A 24,672-nucleotide genomic window follows, 5' to 3' on the forward strand; every position below is an offset into this window, starting at 1 on the left:
CTTCGGCTATGTCCTTCCCACTACCGGGCGGATTTGGGACTTGCACCCTTAAGAAACGTGCGCCGCCAGGCGCACTAAAACGAGGGTATCGCTTCATCATCTGATTCGATGATTCTGCAATACCCTCTTAAACTACATGACCTCTTCTGCCTCCATGCTTTTTACATGACTGCTTTCGTTTCCAAGATCATATTTCTGAGCGTACTTTGTAAAATAAGAATAATATGTCATGCCATCCTCTGCGTAGACTTTTGAGTCATGGATATGTATATCTTCATCCCCCTCCTCAGCCTTTCGCATAGCCGATGTGATACTGGCACAGTGAGCGGCAATACGGGTAAAACTGTTCAGAATATCATTGAAAATAGTTCCCTGCTCGAGTCCGCAGTCGCCGCTGCCAAGACGTGTTACATGGTTGTGCTTCAGTTCATCACACAGGTTGGTAATCACAACGCCCAAAGGCGCCACTTTATCGGCCTCTTCCTGATTCCCGTTCATGAACGCCCTGGCGGTAATATTTATGATTTCACGCACCGCTTCCATCACCACATTTAATTCGTCCAGCGCCTCCTCAGAAAACCTTATCTTTCTCTCCTGCATCTCATTGGACATATAAGCAATATCTGCCGCATGGTCTCCAATCCTTTCAAAGTCACTGATAGTGCTCAGATAAAGGGACATCTGCCTGGACTGCGCGGTGGTAATCTCCTTTTTCGTCAGGCGCATCAGATAAGAGCCGAGCCGGGTCTCATACTTGTCGATCAGATCTTCTTTGCGCTTTACCTTTTCGAAGCGTTCCTGCTGGTACTCATTTAAAAGATTCATAGCACGGTTTACATTCTTCCGTACTTTTTTCGCCATTCCGGATATTACCCTCTGACACTGCCCCATGGCAAGCGCCGGATAAGCAACCAGACGATCCTCCAGCAGTTCAAGATCCGCTTCTTCTTCCAGTTCTTCTTTTGTATCCTTCACCAACAGACAGACCAGCTTCTCCAGCTTGGGAATAAAGGGGAACAGCACGCACACCGTAGCCGCACGGAAAACAGTATTTATAAAGGCTATCGACACCGGTGACATAATCTGATCCATAAAGCCAAAATGCACAACCGCATTCGCTGCATAAAATACAGTCCCCCAAAAGATCATACCGAACAGATCATTCAGAAGGTAGATCAGCGCCGTTCGTTTTCCGTTTTTATTTGCGCCGATAGCAGAAATCAAAACCGGGCAGGCTGCGCCTACTCCAATCCCCAGCACGATGGGAAATGCGCTGGCAAAGGTCAGAAGCCCCGTCACGGAAAGGGCCTGCAGCACACCGACCGCTGCTGACGCACTCTGTAAAATAGCTGTAAAGGCAATGCCCACCAAAATCCCCATAAGAGGATTTGAAAACATGGTAAGCATGCTGATGAAAAACTCATTTTCCCGCAGCGGTTCCACCGCCCCGCTCATGGTCTGCATTCCCATCATCAGAATTGCAAATCCCAGCATGATATTACCGATGTTTCTATACACAGAGCGCTTGCTGAACATCCGGAACACAATGCCCACAATTGCTACAATCGCTGATATAGTCGTTGTAGACAGGATAGTTGCCAGACCTCCTGATCCTTCAATATAAGAAAGACACAGGATCCATCCCGTAATACTTGTTCCTATGTTTGCTCCCATGATGATACTGATTGCCTGCCGCAGTTTCATCATCATAGAATTAACGAAACCAATTACCATGACCGTTGTGGCGGAGGAGGACTGAATCACACAGGTCACTCCCGCCCCCAGCGCAACACCCTTTAAGGGTGTATTGGTCATCTTATACAAAAATTTTTCCAGCTTGTTGCCGGCCACCATTTTTAATCCGTCGCCCATCATAAGCATGCCGTAAAGAAACATTGCTACGCCGCTAAGCAGCGACAGAATCATTGAAAATATTTCCATAATGTTTTTCTTCCGTTCTATGTTCCCTTAACCGGGGTGCATACCAAAAGAACCTTATCCACAAAAAGCTGCAGATAAGGTTCTTCCAAAATGCTTAGTTCCATTCATATGACTGTTACTAACCTTGGCCTTCAGCTTTTGCCTCATCAGGCAACGCTGTATGGGTATTTTCGTAAACTTTGACTTCACTCTTCGGATCCGTCCCGACAATTACATTCCCATCTGTTTTGCTACTTCTTCTGCGAAGTTTTCTTCACGTTTTTCGATTCCTTCGCCGGTTTCGTAACGAACAAAGCTCTTAACTTTAATATTTGCAGAGTTTTCTTTTGCTACCTGCTCTACATACTTACCAACGGTCTGTTTTCCGTCTTCTGCTTTTACATATACCTGATCCAACAGACAGATTTCTTTCAGCTCTTTGTTGATACGTCCCATTACCATACCGTTTAAGATCTTTTCGTTGGCATCAGGTTTTTCGTTCTTAGCCTGAACCATCAGGATTTCTTTCTCATGCTCGATGTAAGCCTGATCTACTTCCTCACGGCTTGTATACTGAGGTTTCAGAGCTGCACACTGCATAGCAACATTTTTTGCCATCTCTTTTACAGCATCGTTTACAACATCAGATTCCACATCTACTAAAACGCCGATTTTTCCGCCCATATGTGTATAGGAAGCAATGAAACCATTGTCTTCTTTTACCTGGGAGAATCTTCTGATGTTCATGTTCTCACCGATTACGGCTACCTGTGCTGCAAGAGCTTCTTTTACAGTTTTGCCTTCTTCGAATTTCCATGGCTCTGCCAGAAAAGCGTCAATGTCTGCCGCAGAGGTTTCCATTGCCTGTTCTGCTACCTGTGCTACATAAGTCTGGAATTTTTCGTTTTTAGCAACGAAGTCGGTTTCTGCATTTACTTCTACAACAACTGCATTCTTTCCGTCTTCAGATACAACCGTTTTACAAAGACCTTCTGCTGCCACACGGCTTGCTTTTTTCTGAGCGGTAGCAAGACCTTTTTCACGTAAAAATTCTACTGCTTTATCCATATCGCCTTCTGTAGCTGTAAGAGCTTTCTTACAGTCCATCATACCAGCGCCGGTCATTTCTCTTAATTCTTTTACCTGTTTAGCTGTAATGGCCATTTCCAAATTCCTCCTGAGATTGAATTATTCTTCTGTTGCCTGTGCTTCTTCTGCAAACTCTTCAGATTCTGCCTGAATTTCTCCGTCTGCATCTGCTTCGCCCTGGTTTGCTTCGATAACAGCGTCTGCCATTTTAGAAACAATCAGTTTTACAGCACGGATTGCATCGTCATTTCCAGGAATTACGTAATCCAGTTCTTCCGGATCACAGTTGGTATCGCAGATACCGATCAGCGGGATTCCCAGAGTATGAGCCTCCTGAACACAGATTCTTTCTTTCTTGGGATCTACAACAAAGATTGCATCCGGAAGTCTCTTCATTTCTTTGATACCGCCCAGGTTTTTCTGAAGTTTTGTCATTTCTTTTCTTAATTCAATAACTTCTTTCTTAGGCAGAACATCGAAAGTTCCGTCTGCTTCCATAGCTTCAATCTCTTTTAATCTGCCGATTCTGCTCTGAATGGTTTTGAAGTTGGTCAGCATACCACCCAGCCATCTTTCATTTACATAGAACTGTCCGCAGCGCTCTGCTTCTGTCTTAATTGCATCCTGCGCCTGTTTTTTGGTTCCTACAAACAGAATGTTTCCGCCGTTTGCCACAATATCAGCAATTGCGTTGTAAGCATCGTCTACCATACCTACAGACTGCTGAAGGTCGATAATATAGATACCATTTCTTTCTGTGTAGATGTAAGGAGCCATTTTAGGGTTCCATCTTCTTGTCTGATGTCCGAAATGAACACCTGCTTCTAAAAGCTGTTTCATTGAAATAACGCTCATGTTTTTCTCTCCTTTGGTTATTCTCTTCCGCACAAGTCATTTTCCGTTAGGACCTGTCATTTCCTGTGAAAACAGGCACCGTCTGCCGGAATCCTTATGCGTGTTTATTTGCAACGTTCAGATTATATCATATCCTTCCTGCAGGCGCAAGGGAATTTTTCCTTATTTTTCAAGAAAATCCGGCGCCTTTCCCCTGTCAATGGAACAATAGATGCCATCGCTTCCATGGTTTGTGTCTTTAAGTTTAATCAGTGCAGTTTTTGATACATCCATGTTTTTCCAGGGAACAACTCTATACTGCTCTATCAGACTGGGCAGAATCTCTTCCAATTCGTCCGGATCGGTATAAACCGTTTCTTCCGCCAGTCCTTCCTCATCATAATCATAGACCGTTATGGAAGAAATCTCGCTTACCGTAACCGATTTTGGAATATGGACTTCTTTTTCTTCCAGAATAGCCATTATATTTTTAAATCCCGGGTAAATATAATATCCGGTACTCCATTCTGTTGAATAGCCCCGGGTTCCGGACGTGCTCAGATTCCCTTCCAGTTGTAAGATTCCCACAGGTTCTTCTTCAAAGGTAAAACGGCCGGCCGATGCAATGTCTTTTTCCAGCGCTGAGAATACTTCCTGAATTTCTTCCTGTTTTTGTTCTGAACCGTTGGTTGCATCTGTAACTTCTTCGTAGTTTTCCCCACTGCTAAAATAAATTCTCTTCGTATAGGGGGCCAGTATTTCTTCGTTCATGTACATTTCCTGCCGGAACTGTTCTTCCTCTGTCGCCTGGAGAATTTTTTCTTCTAATTCCGCCTGGCCCACATAGTAGCTGCGGTAAAGTTTCCTTCCGTTTTCCAGTTCATACTTCAGAGACAGAAAGGAGGCGTTCTCTTTATCCATGGCGCTGCTGTCATACCACTTATCCTTCTTGTTTTCCTCCACAATCTGTTTCACCCAGTTATAGGTTTCCCGGGTAGCTTTCATAGAAATATAACTATCTCCGTCTGTGGTAACAAGGGAGGTCTCTCCATTGGAACTCTTTTCTGCAAAACCTGACGCACTGAGATTGTAATTCAGGGAATGCGCCTCAATTCCAATCCGTTCTATCTGGGTCTCTTCCGGCAGATAGCTGCTGTAATGAAGAGGATCCACGCCGAAGAAGAAGCTGATGACGGCCACTGCCCCTCCTGCCATCAGCAGAATTTTCCTGTCGCTGAAAAACTTTCTGTAATTGGAACGATAAATAGTCTCAATCACACCATGGCTGAGAACCAGTCCGAATACCAGACCGAAAATCCACCAGAGAATGCTCTGCTTTGAGCCGTTGGAAAAGAATCCCTCAAAGAACAGACCGCAGCCCATACTGACAGGGAGCACCAGTAAAAACTGAATTGCAACAGCAGCCTTTCGAAAAGCCATTGCCTTTCCGGCGCTTTCGGAGGAACGCATTTTATAAATCCACATGCAAAGAACCAAAAGCAGAAGAATCGCAATTACGGCTCCCAGTACGGCGATTGCTGTATAACCTCTGCCTCCGGAACAGGTATTTAGATACCAGGTCACAGGAGAGAGATAGTTTTTCACAAAGTCACAGATTCCCTGAGAAAAGGAATCTCCGTTAAAAGCCGGAAAGAAGCTCATAAACTGTCCGTAAAGAAGCAGGATAAAAAAGGGCGCATATCCGAGAATCACAATGGTTCCCAGAATTCCCACCAACAGATTTCCCGTCAGTAAAACAGCGAGCACTGTGCAGAAATAAACCAGGAAAAAGAGCAGGATATTGATTCCTGCAAATGCGGCCGCAGCTTTTAAAATATCCATGGAAAAATGGCCGTTGCTCGCTCCGATGCAGACAGCCAGAAAGACGGATACTACATAGGGAATAAACCACAGCAGAAAACTTGCGGCAATCTGACTTCCCATCATGCATTCCCGTTTTACCGGAAGGCTGTGGTAAAAATCCACCTTCTGTCTGGAATGCAGGTAAGAAAAGGCTGCCACACCTGCCATAACTGCTCCGAGGACGATTACAATAAGCTGAACATATGACATGTCCTGGGAGAAATAGCGTATCAGCGCTTCTTCTATATCATTATAGCCCATCTTCATCTGTTTCCACTGAGAAAAGCTCATAAGAATGCCTAAGGGATAACAGAAAAAATAAACCAGACCTAAGATTGCCAGAATCCAGATCTGGCGTTTCATATTGTCTTTAAAAATTTTAACTGAGAAGATTTTTGATTTCATATCCTGCCACCTCCGTTTCGCTGATAAAGATCTCTTCCAGAGACAGGGGAATAATTTCCGCGAACAGTGGATTTCTGCATTCTACCCTCTCCATAATTTCCGTCCGTGTCCCTCTGGCTGTTATAATAAGCAGAGACCCCTGCTTCTCATGTTTTAGTACCTCCAGCTCTTTCAGCAGTTGTTTTTCATCTTCTTTCTCTCTTAATACGCACTGCACTTTGTGAATATGGAATTTCATATCCTCCAGATCTCTGGACAAGAGGATTCCGCCTTTGTGAAGCAGTCCCACATGATCACAAATGTCTTCCAGTTCCCTTAAATTGTGGGAAGCGATTACCGGTGTAAACTTCCGGTTCATAATTTCTGCTGCAAAAAGGCTCTTTACCGCCTGGCGCATAACCGGATCCAGACCGTCAAAGGTCTCGTCACAGAGAAGATATTCTGTATTGGCGCTCATTCCCAGAATAACGCTTAACTGTTTGCGCATTCCTTTGGAAAAGTTCCCGATTTTGCTGTTTTTGTTCAGGCCAAACTGTTCCAGAAAATCACTGAAACGCTGCATATCAAACTTCGGATAATATTTTTTATAGTAATTTCCCATTTCCCTGGGCGTGGCATTGGCGAAAAAATAAGCTTCATCAGAAATATAGAAAATCTTTCCCTTTACTTTTTCATTCTCATAGACCTCTTTTTCATCAATCTGAATGCATCCCTGATCCGGCTTCAGGATTCCGCAAAGCATGCGAAGCAGCGTACTTTTTCCGGCGCCGTTGGTCCCCACCAGTCCGAAGACTTCTCCTTCATGAATGGTCAGCGTCAGGTCTCTGACCGCCATTACGTCTTCAAACTTTTTACATACATTTTTTGTCTGAATCATGCCTGTTCCTCCTTAAAATACTCTTCCGTCTTATTCAGGAATTCGTCTTTTTCAATTCCGATTCCCTTCGCTTTGCGGACCAGTTTCTTTAAGTCCCCATAAAACAGCTCTTTCCTCTTCGCTACGATTTCGAGATTGGGCGAGATAAAGTTTCCCCGTCCTTTCACTGGATAGATGAAACCCTGCTGTTCTAATTCTGTGTAAGCTCTCTGGATAGTATTTGGATTAATCGCCAGCTCGACCGCCAGTTTCCGGACCGAAGGCATTTGTTCTTCAGGTTTCAGCACGCCCTGTATGATGAGAAGCCGCATTTTCTCAGCAATCTGTTCATACAAGGGCCGTCGATCCTGATAATCGAGAATTATCATAAACAGGTCCCCTTTCTTTTCCATTTAGTGTACTATTCGTCTTAGTACACTCATGATACATAGAAACAGGTTTCCTGTCAATAAAAGAACTCTTTAAAATTCTTAAAAAAATATAAAAAGGAAGGATGTCCTTATTGGAACATCCTCCTCTTTGCCTGGCTTTTTATTCTTCTATTCTGACCACTTCATAACCGGCATCTGTTACCGCTTTGGCCAGCTCTTCTTTCCCTACTTCCTTCTCTAAAGTAATGTAGGCTGCTTTCTCTTCCAGGTTTACTTCTGCTTTTACCCCGTCAATGGCATTTAAAGCTTTTGTAACTGCTGCCTGGCAGTGGGGACACATCATCCCGTTGATTTTCATTGTCAGCATCTTTTTCTCCTCCTTGTTTTCTTCTATTTTTTCGCTTTGAAGCGCTGCTTCCTGAATCTGTGCCTCTGTTTCTGCTGCCGGACTTTGGGAAACTTTAAACCGTTTCAGACGCAGGGCGTTAGAAACTACAAAAATACTGCTTAAACTCATGGCTGCGGCTCCGATCATGGGATTTAATTTTAATCCGAAAGCGCTGTAGAAAATCCCCGCCGCCACCGGAATTCCCAGAGTATTATAGAAAAAGGCCCAGAACAGATTCTCCTTAATGTTCCGGATAACGGCCTTGCTGAGTCTTACGGCTGTGACCGCATCCATTAAATCACTTTTCATAAGAACAATATCTGCACTTTCCAAGGCCACGTCTGTTCCTGCTCCGATTGCCATCCCCACATCGGCTCTGGCCAGAGCCGGGGCATCGTTAATTCCGTCTCCGATCATGGCAACTTGCCTGCCTTTCTTCTGAAGTCTGGCAATCTCTCTTTCTTTATCCTGAGGAAGTACTTCAGCAACGACCGTATCAATGTCCATCTGTCTGCGGATGGCTTCTGCCGTTCTCTTATTGTCCCCGGTAAGCATAACTACCTGGATGCCCAGTTCTTTAAACTGGCGAACCGCTTCCCGGCTTGAGGGTTTTACCACATCGGCCACAGAAATAATGCCGATTATCTCCCTGCCCTTTGCAAATAGCATAGGTGTTTTCCCCTCATCTGCCAGAGCCTCCATTCGCTGCCCGAAATTTCCTGTATCAATCTGATTTTCCTCCATCAGTTTCCGGTTTCCGGCATAGTAAGTAATTCCATCTATGCTCCCTTTTACGCCTCTTCCGGGAATCGACTGAAACTCTTCCACTTGCGCCGGTTTTATTCCCTTTTCTCTGGCATATTCTAAAATGGCATCTGCCAGAGGATGTTCACTTTTCGCTTCCAGTCCTGCCGCTGCCGCCAGAAATTCACGCTGAGATTCCATGGAAGTTTCTATATTGGTTACCACTGGCTTTCCCTGAGTAATGGTTCCGGTCTTATCCATAATCACACACTGAATGTTATGGGCAGTCTCCAGAGCGTCTCCTGATTTAATCAGAATTCCGTTTTCAGCGCCCTTTCCGGTTCCCACCATAATGGCCACCGGGGTGGCAAGGCCTAAGGCACAGGGGCAGGAAATCACCAGAACGCTGATGGCACAGGATAAGACAAACTCAAATTCCGCACCCACTGCCAGCCACACAATTGCCGTCACCAGGGCAATTCCCATAACTGCCGGAACGAATACTCCTGCAATCCGATCCGCAATTTTCGCGATGGGGGCTTTGCTGGCGCTGGCTTCTTCCACCAGGCGCACAATCTGAGAAAAGGTGGTATCTCCTCCCACTCTGGTGGCCTTAAATTTAATAAATCCCGTCTTATTCATCGTCGCGGCAATTACAGTATCGGAAGGATGCTTCTGTACCGGGATACTTTCTCCGGTAATGGCTGCCTCGTCGACACTGGTGGTTCCCTCCAGAATAAATCCGTCTACCGGAATACTCTGACCCGGTTTTACAATCACCGTATCCCCCACCTGTACCTGTTCTACTTCCACTTCCAGCTCTTTTCCGTTCCTCTCCACAATGGCGCGTTTCGGAGCAAGATTCATCAGTTTGGTAATGGCCTCGCTGGTTTTTCCTTTGGATCGAGTTTCCAGATATTTTCCAACGGTAATTAAAGCCAGTATCATAGCTGCCGATTCAAAATACAGATCATGATAATACCGGTGAACCAGTTCCATATTCTGGCTGCCCAGTCCGTAACTCATCCGGTAAATGGCAAAAATACCGTAAACTAAGGACGCAGTAGAACCGATAGCTATCAGACTATCCATATTTGGAGCCCCGTGAAACAGCGTACTGTACCCTTTTGTATAATATTTTCTGTTCACATAAAGAATCGGAAGACACAGCAGTAACTGAGTAAATGCGAAACTCACTGCATTTTGCTCCCCTGTAAGAAAATCAAAAAGGGGAAGGCCGATCATATGTCCCATGGACACATACATCAATGGAACCAGAAAAACAAAGGAAACAATCAATCTCATTTTCATATTCTGAATCTGTTTCTCTATCAGATTCTCTTTTGGCTCTGCCGCTGATTTCTGATTCACCGCAGTTTTATCTCCGCCTGCCTCCTTGGCTGCGGCTCCGTATCCCGCTTTTACAACTGCATCAATAATCTGTCTTTGGGACAACTGGCTTTCATCATACTGCACCTGCATACTGTTGGTCAGAAGATTTACCGTCACTTCCTGAATTCCCGGCAGCTTGGCCACACACTTTTCCACTCTGGAAGAGCAGGCCGAACAGGTCATTCCCGTAACGTCAAATTTTTCCTTCATTGTCCGAATTCCTCCTGTTATTTTAAAATTTTCCCAAGCATAGAAACCAGTTCATCAATTTTCTCTTCTTTTTCCTCCTGGGTTTCTGCCTGAGAAACACAATTTTTCAAATGTGCCGTTAATATTTCTTTGTTGACTTTATTTAAAATCGCTTCTGTCGCCATTAACTGCTGGGAAATGTCAATACAGTACCGATTCTCATCTACCATCTTTAAAATTCCGTCAATCTGTCCCCTGGCGGTTTTTAAAAGTCTCCTGATTTTTTTCTCATCTGCCTGCATAAGCCCCTCCTTTCTACACCCCACCGGGGTATAGTATTATTATACTTCAAAAAGTTTTTTTGTCAACAGAATTTTTAAAGGCGGCTGCCAAATGACAACCGCCTGAATCTTATTTTAAGCGAATCTGCTGTTTTTTCGCTTTCTTTCTGTAATAAATACAGCCTGCGACCACGATGATCGTCAGTCCAAACAGGATTTCCAGATAAAATATTCCATTTCCTATTTCCAGCAAATCCATACCGAAATTCTGCAGTAAAATACTGTAAAGATTTCCACTCATATGCATGAGGATTCCGGCCCGGAGAGTACCCGTATACTCCACAGCCAACGCAAGAAACATCCCGAAAATAAAGGCATACACAGCCTGAAGTAAGTTCCCATGGTATATTCCGAAAATCACCGAGGAAATGATTATCGCCCAGATGGGAGAAAGATAATCCCGGATTCTCTGAAACAACAGACCGCGGAAAATCAGTTCCTCAAAGGCCGGCGCAACCAGACAGACGGTAAAGATCTGCAAAAAGATACTCTGACTGGAAATGGAATTTTCCAGCAGTTCTTCATACTCTTTGGAATACTGCGCCAGTCCCAGAAGACTTACAAAAATGTTTGTCAGCTGGCTCAGTCCCATTCCCATGAAAAATAACAGCAGAAATTCCGGTTTTTGATTTTTGATTTTTTTATTCCAGGGGCTTCTCCGTTTCTGATCCCTTCTGTACATCCGGATTCCCAAAGGGAAAAAGAGAAGTTCCACCCCGGCCGTAATCGCCAGAACCCACTGATCCAAAGCTTCTACAGAGACACCCGCTCCCAGCAGCAATACCAGATAGAAAACCTGCGCCAAAATAAAAGTAAAAAGGTACGCACTTATTACAGGAAGCAGAATTCTTCCCACCCTTTTTACCGGATGCTGCATACGAAACGGGTTTACAAGAAAAAATCCTCAAGCTCCCGGACGCTGGAAACGATTTTCAGAGGCTCTGCCTGGGCCAGTTCTTCCTGGGTTCCGTATCCATAGGAGACTGCCACACAGTCCAGTCCTTCTTCCCTTGCGCCATATACATCGTGTTCCTTATCCCCTACCATAATCACCTGTTTTCTCTTATTGGAGAATCCAAGACGTCTGAGGGCTTCCGCAATCACTTCGGCTTTTCTGGTCCTGCAGCCGTTCATTTCACTTCCTACAATCACATCAAAATACGAAGTCAGCCGGAAATAATCCAGGACCTGATTTACAAAATACTCCGGTTTGGAAGAAGCTACCGCCAGCAAATATCCCCGTTCTTTCAGAGTTCCCAGAAGCTGTTCAATTCCCTCATAGGGGTAGTTTTCATAGATTCCGACTGTGGCATACCGTTCTCTGTAATACTCCACCGCTCTTCTGGCATCCGCTTCTGAAAAACCGGCATAGCGCTGAAACTGCTCCATAAGAGGAGGACCTACAAATCCTTCTAATTTCTGCAAATCTGGTTCTTCAATCCCCATTTTTGACAGGGCATATTGGACAGATTTGGTAATTCCCTCTCCAGATGCGGTTAATGTTCCGTCTAAATCAAATAAAATTGCTTTATACATAAGTCCTTCTCTCCTTATTTTCCTCTGTATCTGGTTTTACCAGTATATCATACCCTGTCTTTTACCGCAATAAACTCCCAGGGAGTCATGGCGATTATCTCCCCTTTCTCTGTAAGCAGAAACAGTTCAATTTTATTTTTCCCTTCTTTTAATTTCGGCTGTTCCGGCAAAATGGTATCCTGATCCCATTTTGCAGATACCGGATTCCCATTGACTTCATAGGAATAGATATAGAGGCTTTCTTTTGCAGATACACGGATAACCGGAATCCTATCCATTGCCAGAACCGGGCGAAGACTGTGGAAAAAACAGACCGTCTCTTCTTCCTTCAGGGAAGGACTCTGGTTCTTCGTTTCCGGCCGGGGAGACAAAGAAGGGACTGCCTCTTTTGTTTTTTTCACTTTCGGTTCTTCCTGAGGAATTTCCCGGGTTTCCTGAAAAACCGTTTCCGGCTGGAGTTGTTCTTCCTCCCCCGTTTCCGGTTCTTCGATTTCCGGAGACTGAAGTTCTTCTGCCGGAAGCTCTGTTTTTTCCTCAGAAACTTCCTCCTCAGCTTCCGGCGCTTCTGGCTCTTCATTTACCGGCTCCTCTTTTACCGATTCCGGTTCTCCTTCCTCAATCTCAATGTGAAAGCCGCCCAGCTCCATATCTGAAGCCTGTATGATCTCTTTATTCCCTTCTTCTGCAGAAAGGAAAAACAGTAACCCAGCTAAAACTGCGAAACCGGTTTTTATCCCTTTTTCTCTTTTTCCCATTCTCTCACCCTCTCTTTCCATATCCGGGTATTATGTGCTTTCGCCTGTGGGAGCCGCAGCTCCATTCTATCCAGAAGCCGTTTCGATTCTTCCTTTTTCCCTGTCAGAAATAACAGATTTCCCAAATCACTGTATGCCTCTTCTCTTTGGGGAAACTTTTTTAAAAGGATTCTGGCATAATGCTCCGCCTGGGTTTCCTCTCCCAATGCATATTCCAGCCACAGCAGCCGTTCCAGCATCCAGATTTGACTGCTGCTGTCCTGGCAGATATAGAGACAGGGCTTCAGTCTGTCCCTTTCCCTCTGCAGTTCCTCCCATCCCGCATTTTCCCGGATTTCATCGTCTATCTGAAGGTTTCCCGTTTTTAAGTACTCCAGACTGAGATCCCGCTTTCTGGGATTTCCTTTCTTTTCTTCCTCCCGGATAACCACCGGATCCTGTCTGTTTTTTACTCCTGCTCCAAAGGCACACAAAAGACACGCCGCAAAAAGAAGCAGAAGTCTTCCTTCTTTTTTCGTTTTTCTCCTTTTCAGACACTCTAATTTTTGTTTCACGATCTTGCAGGAGGAATACCGTTTCTGGGGATTTTTTCTGGTACACCGTCTTATAATTCTATTCAGCCCCCAGTTCCTTCCCTTTCTCCCTTTGGATAATTCTTTCAGTAAAACTCCCAGACTGTAAATATCGGACTGAAGGAAGGGCGTACCTTTTTGTATTTCCGGAGCCGCATAACCAAGAGTCCCCCGGAAAGTAACCATCTGTTTCAGGGGCACGGTCAGACTTCCGAAATCAACCAGGCGCAGTTTTCCCTGTTTGTCGATCATCAGATTTGACGGCTTTAAATCTCCGTAAATAATGGGAGGACTCTGACTGTGAAAATACTCCAGAACATCACACAGCTCCATTCCCCATTCCAATAGCTGAAGATATGTAATTTTATTCTTTTTTCTGTATTTTTCCAGTGTGGTTCCGGAAATATACTCCATAATCAGATAATATCCTGTTCCATCCCTGTGACTGTCTGCGATCTGAGGAAGCATGGGATGCTGCAGATTCTTTATAACAGAAAGATCTTTTGCTCTGGGAACCGAAATCTGCTTCACTGCCCAGTATTTTCCCAGCTGCAGATCCCGGGCCAGGTAAACCACGCCCTCTCCTCCGCCGCCCAGCTTCTCTAAAAGGACATACCTGTTTTTTACTATTTCGCCAAGCATACAAATTCCTCTCGTATTCTGTTTTCTTCTAATTGGAAAATTCAGCGATCTGCCGTTTCAGAATTGTTGTTTCGATAGGCATTATTATACTCTTTTTGATAAAAAAAATCTACCCTCTCACTCAAATCTTGCTTTTTTTTAATATTCTGATTACAATAAAAAACAACGCTAAGATTTAAGGAAAGGATTTCCCCCATGAGACAAATTTTTCGGAAAGCTGCAACATTAACGCCCATTTTTCTTTTATTTACCTTACTTCCCCTCACTGCGAGAATGAAATTTGTTCCTGCCAGGCTGTCCTCTTATCCCTGGTATCCCTCTTCTTCTGAGACTGCCGATTTCTTTCTTTATTACCGGAGCTTTTTCTTTCTCTTTTTATGCGCATGGATGCTGATTCTGTTATTCTTCCGTTTCCGGGCACGTCCCCGGTTTTCGGTAAAATTCTGGCTCCCCCTCATCCTCTACTGCATTCTTTCCTTTTTCTCCTTTCTCTGTTCCGATTATCCGTCGGCCGGTATGTACGGGATGGCGGAACAGATGGAATCCATCTGGGTTCTTCTGGGGTACGCCGTCTGCGTTTTTTCCTGCGCCCTGCTTCCCCAAACCAGACAGGATTTAAAGCTTATAGGAACCGCCATGGGAATTGGTGTTTTTCTCCAGTGCCTTCTGGGACTTTCCCAACTGGCGGGAAAAGATTTTTTCAATACTTCCCTGGGGAAACTGCTGCTGGTCCCTGACAGTCTCTCCCAATACCGGGACACCCTGCGTTTCACTTTTGGGGAGGATCCTCTGCGAAGCGTCTATATGGCCTTATATAATCCCAATTATGTAGGTTCTTATGCCGCTTTATTTCTTCCATTAAGTATCTGCGGAGTTTTTCTGTTTTCCTCCCGGAAATGGAAAATTTCCTCCGGGATGTTATCCTGTTTATTACTTTTATGCCTGTTTTTCTCCGGCTCCAAAGCCGGGCTGATTACCCTTTTTCTTATGGCCGTATTGGTTCTTCTCTGGAGTTTCCGGCGGTACCCGCAAATCCGGTTCTGGGTTTTCAGCGGATTTTTCTGCCTTCTGGTTCTTTTGGCCGTTTATAACTTTGCCAATGATCAGAGACTGGTAAAAGGCGTTACTTCTGTTTTCTCCCAGGAGACAGAAGCGTCCCTTACCAGAGTGTCTCCTAAAAAAGACCAGATTGCAATCACGTATCGTGGAGAAGACTACTCCCTGTCCCTGACCGAAGAAGAAACTCTGCACATTGAGACCTCCGGTGGGAAAAGACTGGACTCCATAGAAGGACTGGAATTTCAGACTTATAAAGAGGGGCAGGCCTGTCATCTGGTATTTACCTGTGAGAATATTCCATGGGATTTTCTAAAGACAGAAGACGGATATATCTATTATACGATTTACGGAAAACCGGATCAGATGGAAAACGCAGAAAGTGTATTCCCTTCCCGCCTGGATAAGGCCTTTACCAACCGGGGCTATATCTGGGGAAGAACCATTCCCCTTCTGAAAAACACCCTGCTTCTCGGTACCGGACCAGATTCCTTCCCTATGGTATTTCCCCAGGATGATTATCTGGCCCGCTCCTGGCTGGGTAAGAAATTTTTCAGCCAGATTCTTACAAAGCCTCACAGCCTGTACCTGCAGACGGCTCTCCAGACCGGCGTGCTCTCCCTTCTCTGTCTTCTCGTTTTCTGGAAAAGCTGCCTTGCACGCCTGTATCGCTCCTTTGTAAGACCACAGACAGACGGTCCTTCTTCCCTCTTTCTGGGAGGCCTCTTTCTGGGGATCCTGGGGTATTTGATTACAGGCATCATCAATGATTCCTCCCTCTGTGTGGCCCCTCTCTTCTGGGGAACTTTAGGACTTTCTCTGTCTGCCTGCCGAATCCTGGCTCCTTCGGCCATACAGCCAAAAACCGCGCAGTGGAAAACTTAATTTACACTAAAAAAGCAGTGGAAAATAACCCCAGGAGGTTCCCCACTGCTTTTTCATTCCTTATTTCCTGTTTTTTACATACGCTCCGGCGCGGAGAATCCCAGCATATCGATACAGGATTCCAGCACCTGTCTGGTTAAATCCAGAAGAATCAGCCAGGAGCTTTTCTGGCTCTCATTTTCTTCACTTAAAATCTTTGTTTCATGATAAAAACGATTAAATGCATTGGAAATCTCATAAATGTAAGCGCAGATTTTATGAGGCGCTTTTTCCTCAAAAGCGTTTTCAATCACTTCCCGGTAACGGGTCAATTCCAACATCAGAGCTTTCTCACTGTCGTTGGCGGCTGCCAGCAGCTCTTTGCCTCCCAAAGTTCCGCCTTCTTCCTGGTAACGGGACAGAATAGACTTAATCCGCACAATGGTATACAAAATATAAGGGCCCGTATTTCCCTCAAAGGAAGTAAACCGATCCACATCGAAGATATAGTCTTTGGTTGCCTGATTGGAAAGATCTCCGTATTTTATAGCGGATAATCCCACGATTTCTGCTGTCTTCTCCGCCTCTTTATCCCTTACACTGCGGTTTTCCACAATCTTTTTGAACATTTCTTCATCAATCTCTGAAATCAGGTTTTCCAGACGCATCACCCCGCCCTCCCGGGTTTTAAAAGGTTTTCCGTCTTTTCCGTTCATGGTTCCGAATCCCAGGAAAGACAAAGCTGTATCCGGCTCTACAATTTTCGTTTTCCTTGCACAGCGGAATACCTGGATAAAGTGAAGCTCCTGACGCTTATCCACCACATAGAGGATTTCATCCGGATGGAATAATTTCATACGTTCCACAATGGTCGCCAGGTCTGTAGTGGTATATAAGGAAGCGCCGTCCGATTTCAGGAGAATACACGGAGGAACTTCTTTCGTATCCTGTTCTTCCTTTACATCCACCACCAAAGCTCCCTGATCTTCGTACGCATAGCCTTCCTGTTTCATCTTCTCTACCATATCCGGGATATAAGGCTGGGCATCAGATTCTTTTTTCCAGAGATCAAATTCCACATTCAGCTTTTCATAGTTTCTCTTCAGATCCCGAATAGAAACATTCATAATATGTTCCCATAAGGCCATATATCCCCTGTGTCCCTGCTGAAGCAGATGCGTCGCCTCCAGGGCCTCCTGACGATACTGCTCGTCTTCCTTTGATCTGGCACTGGCAGAGGGATAAATCTCTTCCAGTTCGGAAATGGTAAAGGGAGCTTCTTTGGGATATTCTCCCTGGTAATCTTCCTGGAAATAAACCAGATCCGGCTGGCGATGACGCACTTCTGTGATAATCAGACCCATCTGAAGTCCCCAGTCTCCCAGATGCACATCTCCAATCATCTTATGGCCCAGTTTCCTTCCGATTCTCTTGATACTCTCTCCGATGATCGCCGAGCGCAGATGTCCCACATGAAGTGGTTTCGCCACATTGGGGCCGCCGTAATCAATGATAATCGTTTTGGGACTGGAAGTTTTCTGAAGGGACAGATTCTCGTCCTGATACATTTCCTGAAGATAAGATTTCAGAAACTCTTTGGACAGTTTCAGGTTAATAAAGCCCGGATTCACGGCTTCCACACTTTCAAAAACCGGGGAATCTTTCAACTGTTCTGTCACATCGCCGGCAATCATAATCGGCGCTTTTCTGTATGTCTTAGCTCCTGCCATTGCTCCGTTGCACTGAAATTCACACAGATCCGGACGGTTTGACAGGGTCACCTTTCCATAGGAAGGATCGTATCCGGCTTTTTCAAACGCCGCATGCATCTCCTTTTCCAACTGTTTCATCCATTTTTCCATAAATTTTCCAACTCCTCTTTTACAGACGGGAATGCGAAGCACAGCCGTCTGGATTTCATAATTTTATAATACAACTTTTTTCGCACAGGCCACTGCCAGAGCCCCATGACCAATATGACAGGCCACGCTTAATGAGAGGGGATCCATGTGTATTTCATATCCCGGAAAAGCCTGCTCCAGTTCTTTTTTCCACTCTTGTGCCTCTTCTGGATTTCCTGCGTACGCCGCCTCCAGACACATCTCTCCCCGGTCTGCATACTCTTTGAAACGATTCTCAAAGTCCTCTTTCATGGCTTTTATCATCACTCGTTTCGCCTGTTTCTTTCCTCTGACTTTTGCATAAGCATCCAGCTTATCCCCCTGTATCTGAAGCACCGGCTTTAGATTCAGAACCGTTCCGATGGCGGCTGCCGCCGGAGTGATCCTTCCGCCTTTCTTCAGATATTTCAGAGTTTCCAGCGTAATATAAATGCTGGATTCTCTCTTTTCTTTCTCTAAAATCTCTTTTATTTCTGCCGCGCTTTTTCCCTGTTCTGCCAGGTATAAGGCATCCAGCACAGACTGTCTCTGCGTTACCGAAATTCTCTGGTTGTCCACCACCTGAACTTTTCCTTTATACTCTTTTGCCAGCATTGTAGCCGTCCCACAGGAAGCGCTTAACCCGCTGGACATGGGGATATGCACAATCTCTTCCCAGTCTTTTAACAACCCATCCCAAAGCTTCTGAAGATCTGCCGGGGCAGGCTGTGAAGTGGAAATAGGCTCATCTCTCTTAAGACTTTCATAAAACTCTTCCTGTGTAAGTGTAATCCCTTCCAGATAAAGATTTTCATTTAAATAAAAAGGCATCGGAAGTACAGTAATTCCCAACTTATCTGCCTCTTTTTGAGTAATTCCGCTGTTACTGTCTGTCACGACTGCAGTTTTTCCCATATGGTTCTCCCTTTCTCCTTTAACTGACCAAGCAGACTAATATTTGCATTTCTATATTCTATCACAGATTGCAGGATACCTCAATTGAAAATATGCCGTTAAAATGCTATACTGAAAAAAATCTGAAAATTAAAGGAGGATATGAATATGTCGTGGAAAACAGACGCCTGCGCCTCTTCTGCAGAGGTTCTGGCGAAAAAGTTTCAAAAAAGAGGAATGAATTTCTATCATGTACAGACAAAAGAAGAAGCGAAAGAGAAGATTCTCTCTTTGATTCCGGAAGGTTCTTCCGTTACCTGGGGAGGTTCCGTTTCCATGGAAGAAGCCGGCGTGACCGAGGCCATTATAAATGGAAATTATGAATTTATCGATCGCGGCAATTTCTCCTCTCCGGAAGAAAAACGCGCCTTATACGGGAAGATTGTCTGTTCCGATTATTTTCTCATGAGTACAAATGCCTTTACCGCAGACGGAGAATTGGTAAACATTGACGGAGCCAGCAACCGCGTTGCCTGTCTGGCTCATGGCCCGCAGCATGTGATTGTTCTGGCAAGTATGAACAAGCTCTGTCAGAACACAGACGATGCCATCCGCCGAATCCGGCTTCACGCCTGTCCTCCTAACGCGCTGCGAGTTCATGCCGATACTCCCTGCGCCAGGACCGGTTTCTGCGCGGACTGCACCAGCGACGACTGCATCTGCTGTCAGATTATGATTACCCGTTTTTCCAGAATCAAGGGACGCATTACTGTCATTCTGACCGATGAAGAATTAGGTTTCTAACAATAAAAGGAATGGGGAAGTCGTTTGGACTTTCCCATTCCTTTTATTAATAATTAATCCATGTCACGAATGATCTTTCGGATTGGAAGGATGAAGGTCGGGGATACAGATAATTCGTCAACACCCATTTGTACGAATTTCTCTGTCAGACTTGTGTCTGCTCCCAATTCTCCGCAGATACCTGCCCAGATTCCTTCTTTATGTGCGTTATCAACTACCATCTGAATCATACGCAGGATAGCTTCATGATGAGAATCATAAATATTATCCAGTTTCGCATTCTGACGGTCAATTGCCAGTGTATACTGAGTCAGATCATTGGTTCCGATACTGAAGAAATCCACTTCTTTCGCCAGGAGATCACTGATAATTACAGATGCCGGAGTCTCAATCATAACTCCCTGCTCAATGTCTGCCTTGAAAGGAATTCCCTGCTCGGTCAGCTCTGCCTGTACTTCCTTAACAATTTCTTTGATCTGAAGTACTTCTTTTACAGAAATAATCATCGGATACATAATGGCAATATTGCCATACATACTTGCACGGAAGAGTGCGCGAAGCTGAGTTTTAAATATTTCCGGCCTGTCCAGACAGATACGGATTGCACGATAACCCATCGCCGGATTTTCTTCGTGATCCATATTGAAATAATCAATCTGTTTATCTGCGCCGATGTCCAGAGTACGGATAATCACCTTCTTGCCCGCCATATTCTGAGCTACGGTCTTATAAATCTGGAACTGCTCTTCTTCTGTAGGATAATTGTCCTTTTCCAGATAAATAAATTCACTTCGGAAAAGACCGATTCCTCCTGCATCATTCTGAAGAACTGACGCTACGTCCGACATACCGCCAATGTTCGCATAAAGCTTAATAGGACGGCCGCCTTTTGTGACGGTTTCCTTTCCTTTCATGCTTCTTAACATTTCAGCCTGATGAAGCTCTTCCTCTTTGAGTTTTTTATATTTTTCCAGAGTTTCTTCATCCGGTTCCACAAGGAATGTGCCGTTTTTTCCGTCTACAATGGCTGTCTTTCCGTTCATGCTGTTGGTAAATTCAATATTAATCAGCGCCGGAATGTTCATAGTTCTTGCCAAAATGGCAGTATGGGAATTGGAAGAACCCAGACGTGTTACAAAAGCAAGGACTTTACTCTTATCCATCTGCACCGTTTCACTTGGTGCCAGGTCTTCTGCAACCACAATTACCGGATCATCAGAGTCCATATCCTCATTATCTGTTCCGGAAAGTATACGTACCAGCCGATCGGAAATGTCTTTTACATCGGCTGCCCTTGCTTTCATATAATCGTCATCCATGCTGGAAAACATAGCAGCAAAGTTATCTCCTGTGGTAGCAACTGCATATTCTGCATTGACTGCCTCTGTCTCAATGATATTTTTTATGGAATCCATATAATCATCGTCATCCATCATCATCTGATGAACTTCAAAAATTGCCGCTCCTGATTCTCCGACTTCCTGTACCGCTTTATCATACAGTTTCTGAAGCTGAGCGATTCCTTTTGTTTTCGCATTTTCCAATCTGGCAATCTCTGTCGCCGTATTTTCTACATGCTTTCTTTTAATATCAGATTCTTCTTTTTTCAGGATAGAAATTTTACCAATGGCGATTCCTGAAAAAACTGCTTTACCCTGTAATACTTCCATTTCTCTCCCGCCTTTTACAGATTGTTCTCAAGGAATGTTTTGATAACGTCGGCGTCAGCCTCTTCTGTATCACCTTCTACGGTAACGGTGATTTCATCGTTCTGTTTTACTCCAAGTCCCATCAGACCGAAGATTTTTTTAGCGTCGCCTTTCTTTCCGCCTTTTTCAATTGTAATCTTGCTGCCCAGTTTTCCTGCTTCTTTCACCAGCAAACCTGCCGGTCTTGCATGAATTCCAAGTTCATCCTTAATCACGTATTTGAATGTTACCATTTTAAATCCCTCCTAAAATATTTTGCGTGTTCCTATTATATCATAATCCACAATGGATTTCCAAAAAATTATTTATTTTTTTGATAAAATCACGGACTTTTTTAAAGAAAACAGGGCCAATCCGCTGTAAATTATCATCTGAATGCTGCAAATTCCTCTCTGAAGCGCCCCGGGTTCTGAAGAAATGCCCAAAGACAGTTCAAAACTTCTCCTCCACTGGGCGATTTTTTCTTCAAAAAATGAGAAATCCGACCACCTGGTGGGAATCCAGTCAGCGGGCAAAGACAGCGTGTCGGTAAGAACCCAGATACAAATTGCGGCCATTACAGCCAAAGCCGCCGTATATCCCCATTTCCAGTATACCAAAATTTCCTTCTTTCCTTTGGCATACGCTGCTGCCTGAATGATCAGGAAAGCAGGGAAGAGTAAAAGGCCGAGAGCTCCTGCCAATTGCTTCCACCCGTTGTTTATGGATCTTACAGAAAATCCGTAAGTGATAAAAAACTGCTGTGCATAGGTATCCGCCGATTCTGATTCGGGAATCCGCAGATTGATCATGGTAAAGGGAAACGTCTCCTCTTCCTCCTGAAAAAGTACTGTCTGTTCCTCTATATCCAGTACTTTACGGATTATATATGTTTTTGTCTCTGATTTTCCTTCCTTTGTGAATTCCCTGGTAATCTCCTGACCGGCCGCCTCTCTGGTTCCAAACAGAGCAAGAGCCGTCTGCGCGTCAATGAGACAGCCTTTTCTGTCTGTTATATCCAGTCCGGAAGCCTGCCAGTAATAACAGGTCATATTTCCAAAGCAGGCAATGGTTTTCGCTTCTGTGCTTCTACCATTATTTTCATTCTGATAACTTTCTATTCCCACACTGCTCCAAAAGCAGAAATCTCTTGGTTCTTCCTCCTCTTTTTCCGTTTCCCAGACAGAGGCAGCCTCTTTTCGGAGGGGAAAACGGGAAGTCAGCGTCCCCCGGTAAATAGCATTCCCCTCATCTGCCAGAGGATACAAAAGAACAGCAAAAAAGTAAAACAACAGAGATGCCAGAAGCCACAGGAAAGAAATTCCATATCTTTTTTTATTCATTTTCCTGTATCCTCACCCTGCTTCCTTCCTGTATCTCTTTATTGGAATTCACAATTATCTTCTGATCCGAAGTCAGCGCGCCCTCTGTGAGGGCTGCATAGGACTCGTTTTTTTCAATTACAGTTACATTCACTTTTCTAACCACCATCTCTTTTCCCATTACAGATTCTTCCTCTTCTGCCACATAGACAAAATACCTTCCCTGTTCTTCATTTAAGGCTGAAAGAGGAATACAGGTCTGGTACGCCTGGGATTCTTTTTGTATCACTGCCTCTCCTGTCTCGGAAATCTCCATTTCTTTTGCCGGGACCTCCAGATAAACGTCAAATAAAGCAGGATCCTCTTTATTTTCCCGGATCTGTTTCACTTTACATCCTGCCACTTCCCGCTCACCGTTATCCGCCTCAATCACCGCCTCCTGACCCGGCTCCACATATTTTCTGTCCTCTTCCTTTATCTGCATTATAAACTGAACGCCTCCTTCTGAAACAGCCAGAGACACTGCCGCTTCCAAAGCAGTGACGCCTCCTGTCTTTACATTCAGCCCACAGATTACTCCCTCTGCCGGAGAAGTGATCTTTCCTTTTTTCTGTTTGAGAACCTGCAGCTTTTCCAGTTTCTCTTCCACCTGCTGCAAGTCCTGCCGGCTGGTTTCTATGGTACTGTCCCGGGTTATGGGAAGCTGGGCGTCTTCCATGGCTCTCTGGGCCTCCTGTACCTCCTGATTTCTTTTTTCCACTGCCTGATTATAGGCCTCTTCTTTCGTTCTTATCTCTTCCAGCAGAGCATCCTCCTGGGTCTGGGGATCCTGTCCCTCCTGTTCTTCCAGTGCCGCCTCTTCCTCTGCATAAAAGTTATTCAGTTTTTCATAGGCAAGATCCACTTCCTGCTGTGCATTTGCCAGATCGATTTCTCCGTTTTCCACCGCCTGTTGGTAGTCTTCCTGCGCTCTTTCGTAGGCCAGTTCCTGCTTTTTTTTCTCGGTTTCCGCATTTTCTGCGGCCGCCTCTATGGCTGCCTGCAGTTTCTTTTTTTCTCTTTCCTGCCTGGAAATGGTCTCCTCTAAGGTATTCAAATCCAATTGGATCAGCAGTTCTCCCTTCGTCACCTTCTGCCCTTCCCGGACCCATACCTTTTCCACCTTCTGTTCTTCCTCCACGAAAATCGCTTCTTCTTTTAGTCCTTCCGTTTTTCCGGTTCCCTTTACCTGGTGGGTAATCACCTGATTTTCCATAGTCTTTACCGATACCCGGGCAATACCGAAGGAATCGGCAGCATGGGACAGAACAGTAAATCCTGCCATAAAAAGAAAAAAGATTCCTAATAATCCAGTCATTTTTTTCCGCTCCATAAGTTCCTCCATATCTATTCCTTAATTCCCATAGAAACGATCCCCTGCTCCAGATAATTCTGTCCGGCTGCAAAAACGAAAAGAGCCGGTATCATAACAACCACGGAGGCCGCAAAGGCCAGCCCCGCATTATCAAATCCGATCTGAGGAAGAAACAGGGAAAACGGCCACAGAGATTTGGTTTTCAGGAAAGCCATGGGCTGCTCAATGAAATTCCAGTATTCCAGAAACCCCAGTACCACAGCGGATAAAATCCCCGGGGAACCAAGGGGAAGCGCAATTTTAAAAAATATCTCCAGATGCCCTGCCCCGTCCAGTCTGGCAGCCTCTATCAGTGCTTTTGGTATGCCGGTGAAAAAGCGGTACATGATAAAAACCGGAAATGTGGAAAACACTGCAGGCAAAATCAGCCCCAGATGGGTATCCAGAAGGTTCAGATAATCCAGTAAAAGATAATCGGAAAGCATCAGAACCTGAAAAGGCATCATCATCAGCGCCACATACATCAGGAACAAAACCCTTTTTCCCCAAAAACGGTATTGGGAAAATCCCCAGGCGGCCGGCACACCCACCAGAAGCTGACCGATGATAATTGCACCTGTTAATTTTACAGAGTTCCAGAACATAGTAAAAAAAGACGGAGAATCTACCAGAAGCTCAACATATTGTTTCAGTGTGGGATAAAGGGGTACCAGCCGCCACTGCACAAACCCTTCCTGCCCCTCCTGCAGAACCGGCCGCAGCATTTCCCCTAATTCCCCATCGCCGGTAAAGGAGCCGATAAACAGTAATGCTGCCGGTAAAACAGTCAAAAACGCTAAAAATCCCAGAATGCTTCCTGTAACTGCGGAAACTCTTTTTTTCTTCATCTGTC

The 24,672-nt window shown here is 44.9% G+C and carries 21 protein-coding genes; 2 read left to right on the forward strand and 19 right to left on the reverse strand.

Annotation, left to right across the window (positions count from 1 at the left end):
* Positions 1-132: 132 nt before the first annotated feature.
* The 12 genes from B5F53_RS15605 to B5F53_RS15660 all read right to left on the reverse strand — a co-directional run bounded on the left by B5F53_RS15605 (position 133) and on the right by B5F53_RS15660 (position 13,918).
* Positions 133-1,941, reverse strand: a complete 1,809-nt coding sequence (locus B5F53_RS15605) for a Na/Pi cotransporter family protein (RefSeq protein WP_087225198.1) — start codon at positions 1,939-1,941, stop codon at positions 133-135.
* Between the two features lie 210 nt (positions 1,942-2,151).
* Positions 2,152-3,084: a translation elongation factor Ts gene (tsf, locus tag B5F53_RS15610; protein WP_087225201.1), complete on the reverse strand. Its 933-nt coding sequence runs from the start codon at positions 3,082-3,084 to the stop codon at positions 2,152-2,154.
* Between the two features lie 24 nt (positions 3,085-3,108).
* A complete protein-coding gene (rpsB, locus tag B5F53_RS15615) occupies positions 3,109-3,864 on the reverse strand; it encodes a 30S ribosomal protein S2 (RefSeq protein ID WP_087225204.1) in 756 nt (251 codons plus the stop codon).
* A 162-nt stretch (positions 3,865-4,026) separates the two neighbouring features.
* Positions 4,027-6,111: a DUF6449 domain-containing protein gene (locus B5F53_RS15620; RefSeq protein ID WP_087225207.1), complete on the reverse strand. Its 2,085-nt coding sequence runs from the start codon at positions 6,109-6,111 to the stop codon at positions 4,027-4,029.
* Positions 6,086-6,988: an ABC transporter ATP-binding protein gene (locus B5F53_RS15625; protein ID WP_087225210.1), complete on the reverse strand. Its 903-nt coding sequence runs from the start codon at positions 6,986-6,988 to the stop codon at positions 6,086-6,088. Before B5F53_RS15625 ends, B5F53_RS15620 begins: the two co-directional genes overlap by 26 nt.
* Positions 6,985-7,356 (reverse strand): GntR family transcriptional regulator, encoded by a 372-nt coding sequence (locus B5F53_RS15630; protein ID WP_087225212.1) that lies wholly within the window; start codon positions 7,354-7,356, stop codon positions 6,985-6,987. The genes B5F53_RS15625 and B5F53_RS15630 overlap by 4 nt, the downstream gene beginning before the upstream one ends.
* Before the next feature lie 163 nt (positions 7,357-7,519).
* A complete protein-coding gene (locus B5F53_RS15635; protein ID WP_087225215.1) occupies positions 7,520-10,093 on the reverse strand; it encodes a heavy metal translocating P-type ATPase in 2,574 nt (857 codons plus the stop codon).
* Between the two features lie 17 nt (positions 10,094-10,110).
* Positions 10,111-10,374: a metal-sensing transcriptional repressor gene (locus B5F53_RS15640; RefSeq protein WP_087225217.1), complete on the reverse strand. Its 264-nt coding sequence runs from the start codon at positions 10,372-10,374 to the stop codon at positions 10,111-10,113.
* A gap of 109 nt (positions 10,375-10,483) precedes the next feature.
* Positions 10,484-11,269, reverse strand: coding sequence for a CPBP family intramembrane glutamic endopeptidase (locus B5F53_RS15645; RefSeq protein ID WP_162610631.1), 786 nt, complete (start codon positions 11,267-11,269; stop codon positions 10,484-10,486).
* Positions 11,270-11,301: 32 nt separating this feature from the next.
* Positions 11,302-11,949 carry an HAD hydrolase-like protein gene (locus tag B5F53_RS15650; protein WP_087225222.1) on the reverse strand — a complete coding sequence of 216 codons (648 nt, stop codon included), beginning with the start codon at positions 11,947-11,949 and terminating at the stop codon, positions 11,302-11,304.
* A gap of 47 nt (positions 11,950-11,996) precedes the next feature.
* Complete coding sequence (locus B5F53_RS15655) at positions 11,997-12,704, reverse strand: hypothetical protein (protein ID WP_087225225.1); 708 nt, start codon at positions 12,702-12,704, stop codon at positions 11,997-11,999.
* Complete coding sequence (locus B5F53_RS15660; protein WP_087225228.1) at positions 12,680-13,918, reverse strand: serine/threonine protein kinase; 1,239 nt, start codon at positions 13,916-13,918, stop codon at positions 12,680-12,682. The genes B5F53_RS15655 and B5F53_RS15660 overlap by 25 nt, the downstream gene beginning before the upstream one ends.
* Before the next feature lie 537 nt (positions 13,919-14,455).
* On the opposite strand from B5F53_RS15660, the gene B5F53_RS15665 reads away from it, so the two are divergent.
* On the forward strand, positions 14,456-15,859 hold the full coding sequence (locus tag B5F53_RS15665; RefSeq protein WP_162610632.1) for an O-antigen ligase family protein: 1,404 nt from the start codon (positions 14,456-14,458) through the stop codon (positions 15,857-15,859).
* 74 nt (positions 15,860-15,933) lie between these two features.
* Here B5F53_RS15665 and argS read toward each other — a convergent pair whose 3' ends face one another.
* Complete coding sequence (argS, locus tag B5F53_RS15670; protein ID WP_087225236.1) at positions 15,934-17,700, reverse strand: arginine--tRNA ligase; 1,767 nt, start codon at positions 17,698-17,700, stop codon at positions 15,934-15,936.
* Positions 17,701-17,763: 63 nt separating this feature from the next.
* On the reverse strand, positions 17,764-18,633 hold the full coding sequence (locus tag B5F53_RS15675; RefSeq protein WP_087225239.1) for a DegV family protein: 870 nt from the start codon (positions 18,631-18,633) through the stop codon (positions 17,764-17,766).
* 147 nt (positions 18,634-18,780) lie between these two features.
* Here B5F53_RS15675 and B5F53_RS15680 point away from each other — a divergent pair, with 147 nt between their 5' ends.
* On the forward strand, positions 18,781-19,416 hold the full coding sequence (locus B5F53_RS15680; protein ID WP_087225242.1) for a lactate utilization protein: 636 nt from the start codon (positions 18,781-18,783) through the stop codon (positions 19,414-19,416).
* 53 nt (positions 19,417-19,469) lie between these two features.
* Here B5F53_RS15680 and ptsP read toward each other — a convergent pair whose 3' ends face one another.
* From ptsP to B5F53_RS15705, 5 genes are all read right to left on the reverse strand, one after another.
* Positions 19,470-21,086 carry a phosphoenolpyruvate--protein phosphotransferase gene (ptsP, locus tag B5F53_RS15685; protein WP_087225245.1) on the reverse strand — a complete coding sequence of 539 codons (1,617 nt, stop codon included), beginning with the start codon at positions 21,084-21,086 and terminating at the stop codon, positions 19,470-19,472.
* Between the two features lie 14 nt (positions 21,087-21,100).
* Positions 21,101-21,358, reverse strand: coding sequence for an HPr family phosphocarrier protein (locus tag B5F53_RS15690; protein ID WP_087225248.1), 258 nt, complete (start codon positions 21,356-21,358; stop codon positions 21,101-21,103).
* A gap of 72 nt (positions 21,359-21,430) precedes the next feature.
* The gene (locus tag B5F53_RS15695) at positions 21,431-22,447 is read right to left on the reverse strand and encodes a hypothetical protein (RefSeq protein ID WP_087225251.1); all 1,017 of its coding nucleotides are present in this window, start codon (positions 22,445-22,447) and stop codon (positions 21,431-21,433) included.
* Complete coding sequence (locus B5F53_RS15700; RefSeq protein WP_140398259.1) at positions 22,440-23,798, reverse strand: efflux RND transporter periplasmic adaptor subunit; 1,359 nt, start codon at positions 23,796-23,798, stop codon at positions 22,440-22,442. The genes B5F53_RS15695 and B5F53_RS15700 overlap by 8 nt, the downstream gene beginning before the upstream one ends.
* Before the next feature lie 14 nt (positions 23,799-23,812).
* Positions 23,813-24,667: a carbohydrate ABC transporter permease gene (locus tag B5F53_RS15705; protein WP_087225257.1), complete on the reverse strand. Its 855-nt coding sequence runs from the start codon at positions 24,665-24,667 to the stop codon at positions 23,813-23,815.
* Between the last annotated feature and the right edge of the window lie 5 nt (positions 24,668-24,672).

Origin of the sequence: Blautia sp. An249 (genome assembly GCF_002159835.1) — a bacterium.
GTDB classification, from domain to species: domain Bacteria; phylum Bacillota; class Clostridia; order Lachnospirales; family Lachnospiraceae; genus Blautia_A; species Blautia_A avistercoris.

What these genes read in the sequence shown, in the direction of transcription:
- B5F53_RS15680 (WP_087225242.1), top strand. Translation starts at nt 18,781, where the DNA reads ATGTCGTGGAAAACAGACGCCTGCGCCTCTTCTGCAGAGGTTCTGGCG.
- B5F53_RS15690 (WP_087225248.1), bottom strand. Translation starts at nt 21,358, where the DNA reads ATGGTAACATTCAAATACGTGATTAAGGATGAACTTGGAATTCATGCA.
- B5F53_RS15620 (WP_087225207.1), bottom strand. Translation starts at nt 6,111, where the DNA reads ATGAAATCAAAAATCTTCTCAGTTAAAATTTTTAAAGACAATATGAAA.
- B5F53_RS15635 (WP_087225215.1), bottom strand. Translation starts at nt 10,093, where the DNA reads ATGAAGGAAAAATTTGACGTTACGGGAATGACCTGTTCGGCCTGCTCT.
- B5F53_RS15660 (WP_087225228.1), bottom strand. Translation starts at nt 13,918, where the DNA reads ATGCTTGGCGAAATAGTAAAAAACAGGTATGTCCTTTTAGAGAAGCTG.
- B5F53_RS15700 (WP_140398259.1), bottom strand. Translation starts at nt 23,798, where the DNA reads ATGGAGCGGAAAAAAATGACTGGATTATTAGGAATCTTTTTTCTTTTT.
- tsf (WP_087225201.1), bottom strand. Translation starts at nt 3,084, where the DNA reads ATGGCCATTACAGCTAAACAGGTAAAAGAATTAAGAGAAATGACCGGC.
- B5F53_RS15675 (WP_087225239.1), bottom strand. Translation starts at nt 18,633, where the DNA reads ATGGGAAAAACTGCAGTCGTGACAGACAGTAACAGCGGAATTACTCAA.
- B5F53_RS15625 (WP_087225210.1), bottom strand. Translation starts at nt 6,988, where the DNA reads ATGATTCAGACAAAAAATGTATGTAAAAAGTTTGAAGACGTAATGGCG.
- ptsP (WP_087225245.1), bottom strand. Translation starts at nt 21,086, where the DNA reads ATGGAAGTATTACAGGGTAAAGCAGTTTTTTCAGGAATCGCCATTGGT.
- B5F53_RS15695 (WP_087225251.1), bottom strand. Translation starts at nt 22,447, where the DNA reads ATGAATAAAAAAAGATATGGAATTTCTTTCCTGTGGCTTCTGGCATCT.
- B5F53_RS15665 (WP_162610632.1), top strand. Translation starts at nt 14,456, where the DNA reads ATGGAATCCATCTGGGTTCTTCTGGGGTACGCCGTCTGCGTTTTTTCC.
- B5F53_RS15640 (WP_087225217.1), bottom strand. Translation starts at nt 10,374, where the DNA reads ATGCAGGCAGATGAGAAAAAAATCAGGAGACTTTTAAAAACCGCCAGG.
- B5F53_RS15630 (WP_087225212.1), bottom strand. Translation starts at nt 7,356, where the DNA reads ATGATAATTCTCGATTATCAGGATCGACGGCCCTTGTATGAACAGATT.
- B5F53_RS15655 (WP_087225225.1), bottom strand. Translation starts at nt 12,704, where the DNA reads ATGGGAAAAAGAGAAAAAGGGATAAAAACCGGTTTCGCAGTTTTAGCT.
- B5F53_RS15650 (WP_087225222.1), bottom strand. Translation starts at nt 11,949, where the DNA reads ATGTATAAAGCAATTTTATTTGATTTAGACGGAACATTAACCGCATCT.
- argS (WP_087225236.1), bottom strand. Translation starts at nt 17,700, where the DNA reads ATGGAAAAATGGATGAAACAGTTGGAAAAGGAGATGCATGCGGCGTTT.
- B5F53_RS15605 (WP_087225198.1), bottom strand. Translation starts at nt 1,941, where the DNA reads ATGGAAATATTTTCAATGATTCTGTCGCTGCTTAGCGGCGTAGCAATG.
- rpsB (WP_087225204.1), bottom strand. Translation starts at nt 3,864, where the DNA reads ATGAGCGTTATTTCAATGAAACAGCTTTTAGAAGCAGGTGTTCATTTC.
- B5F53_RS15705 (WP_087225257.1), bottom strand. Translation starts at nt 24,667, where the DNA reads ATGAAGAAAAAAAGAGTTTCCGCAGTTACAGGAAGCATTCTGGGATTT.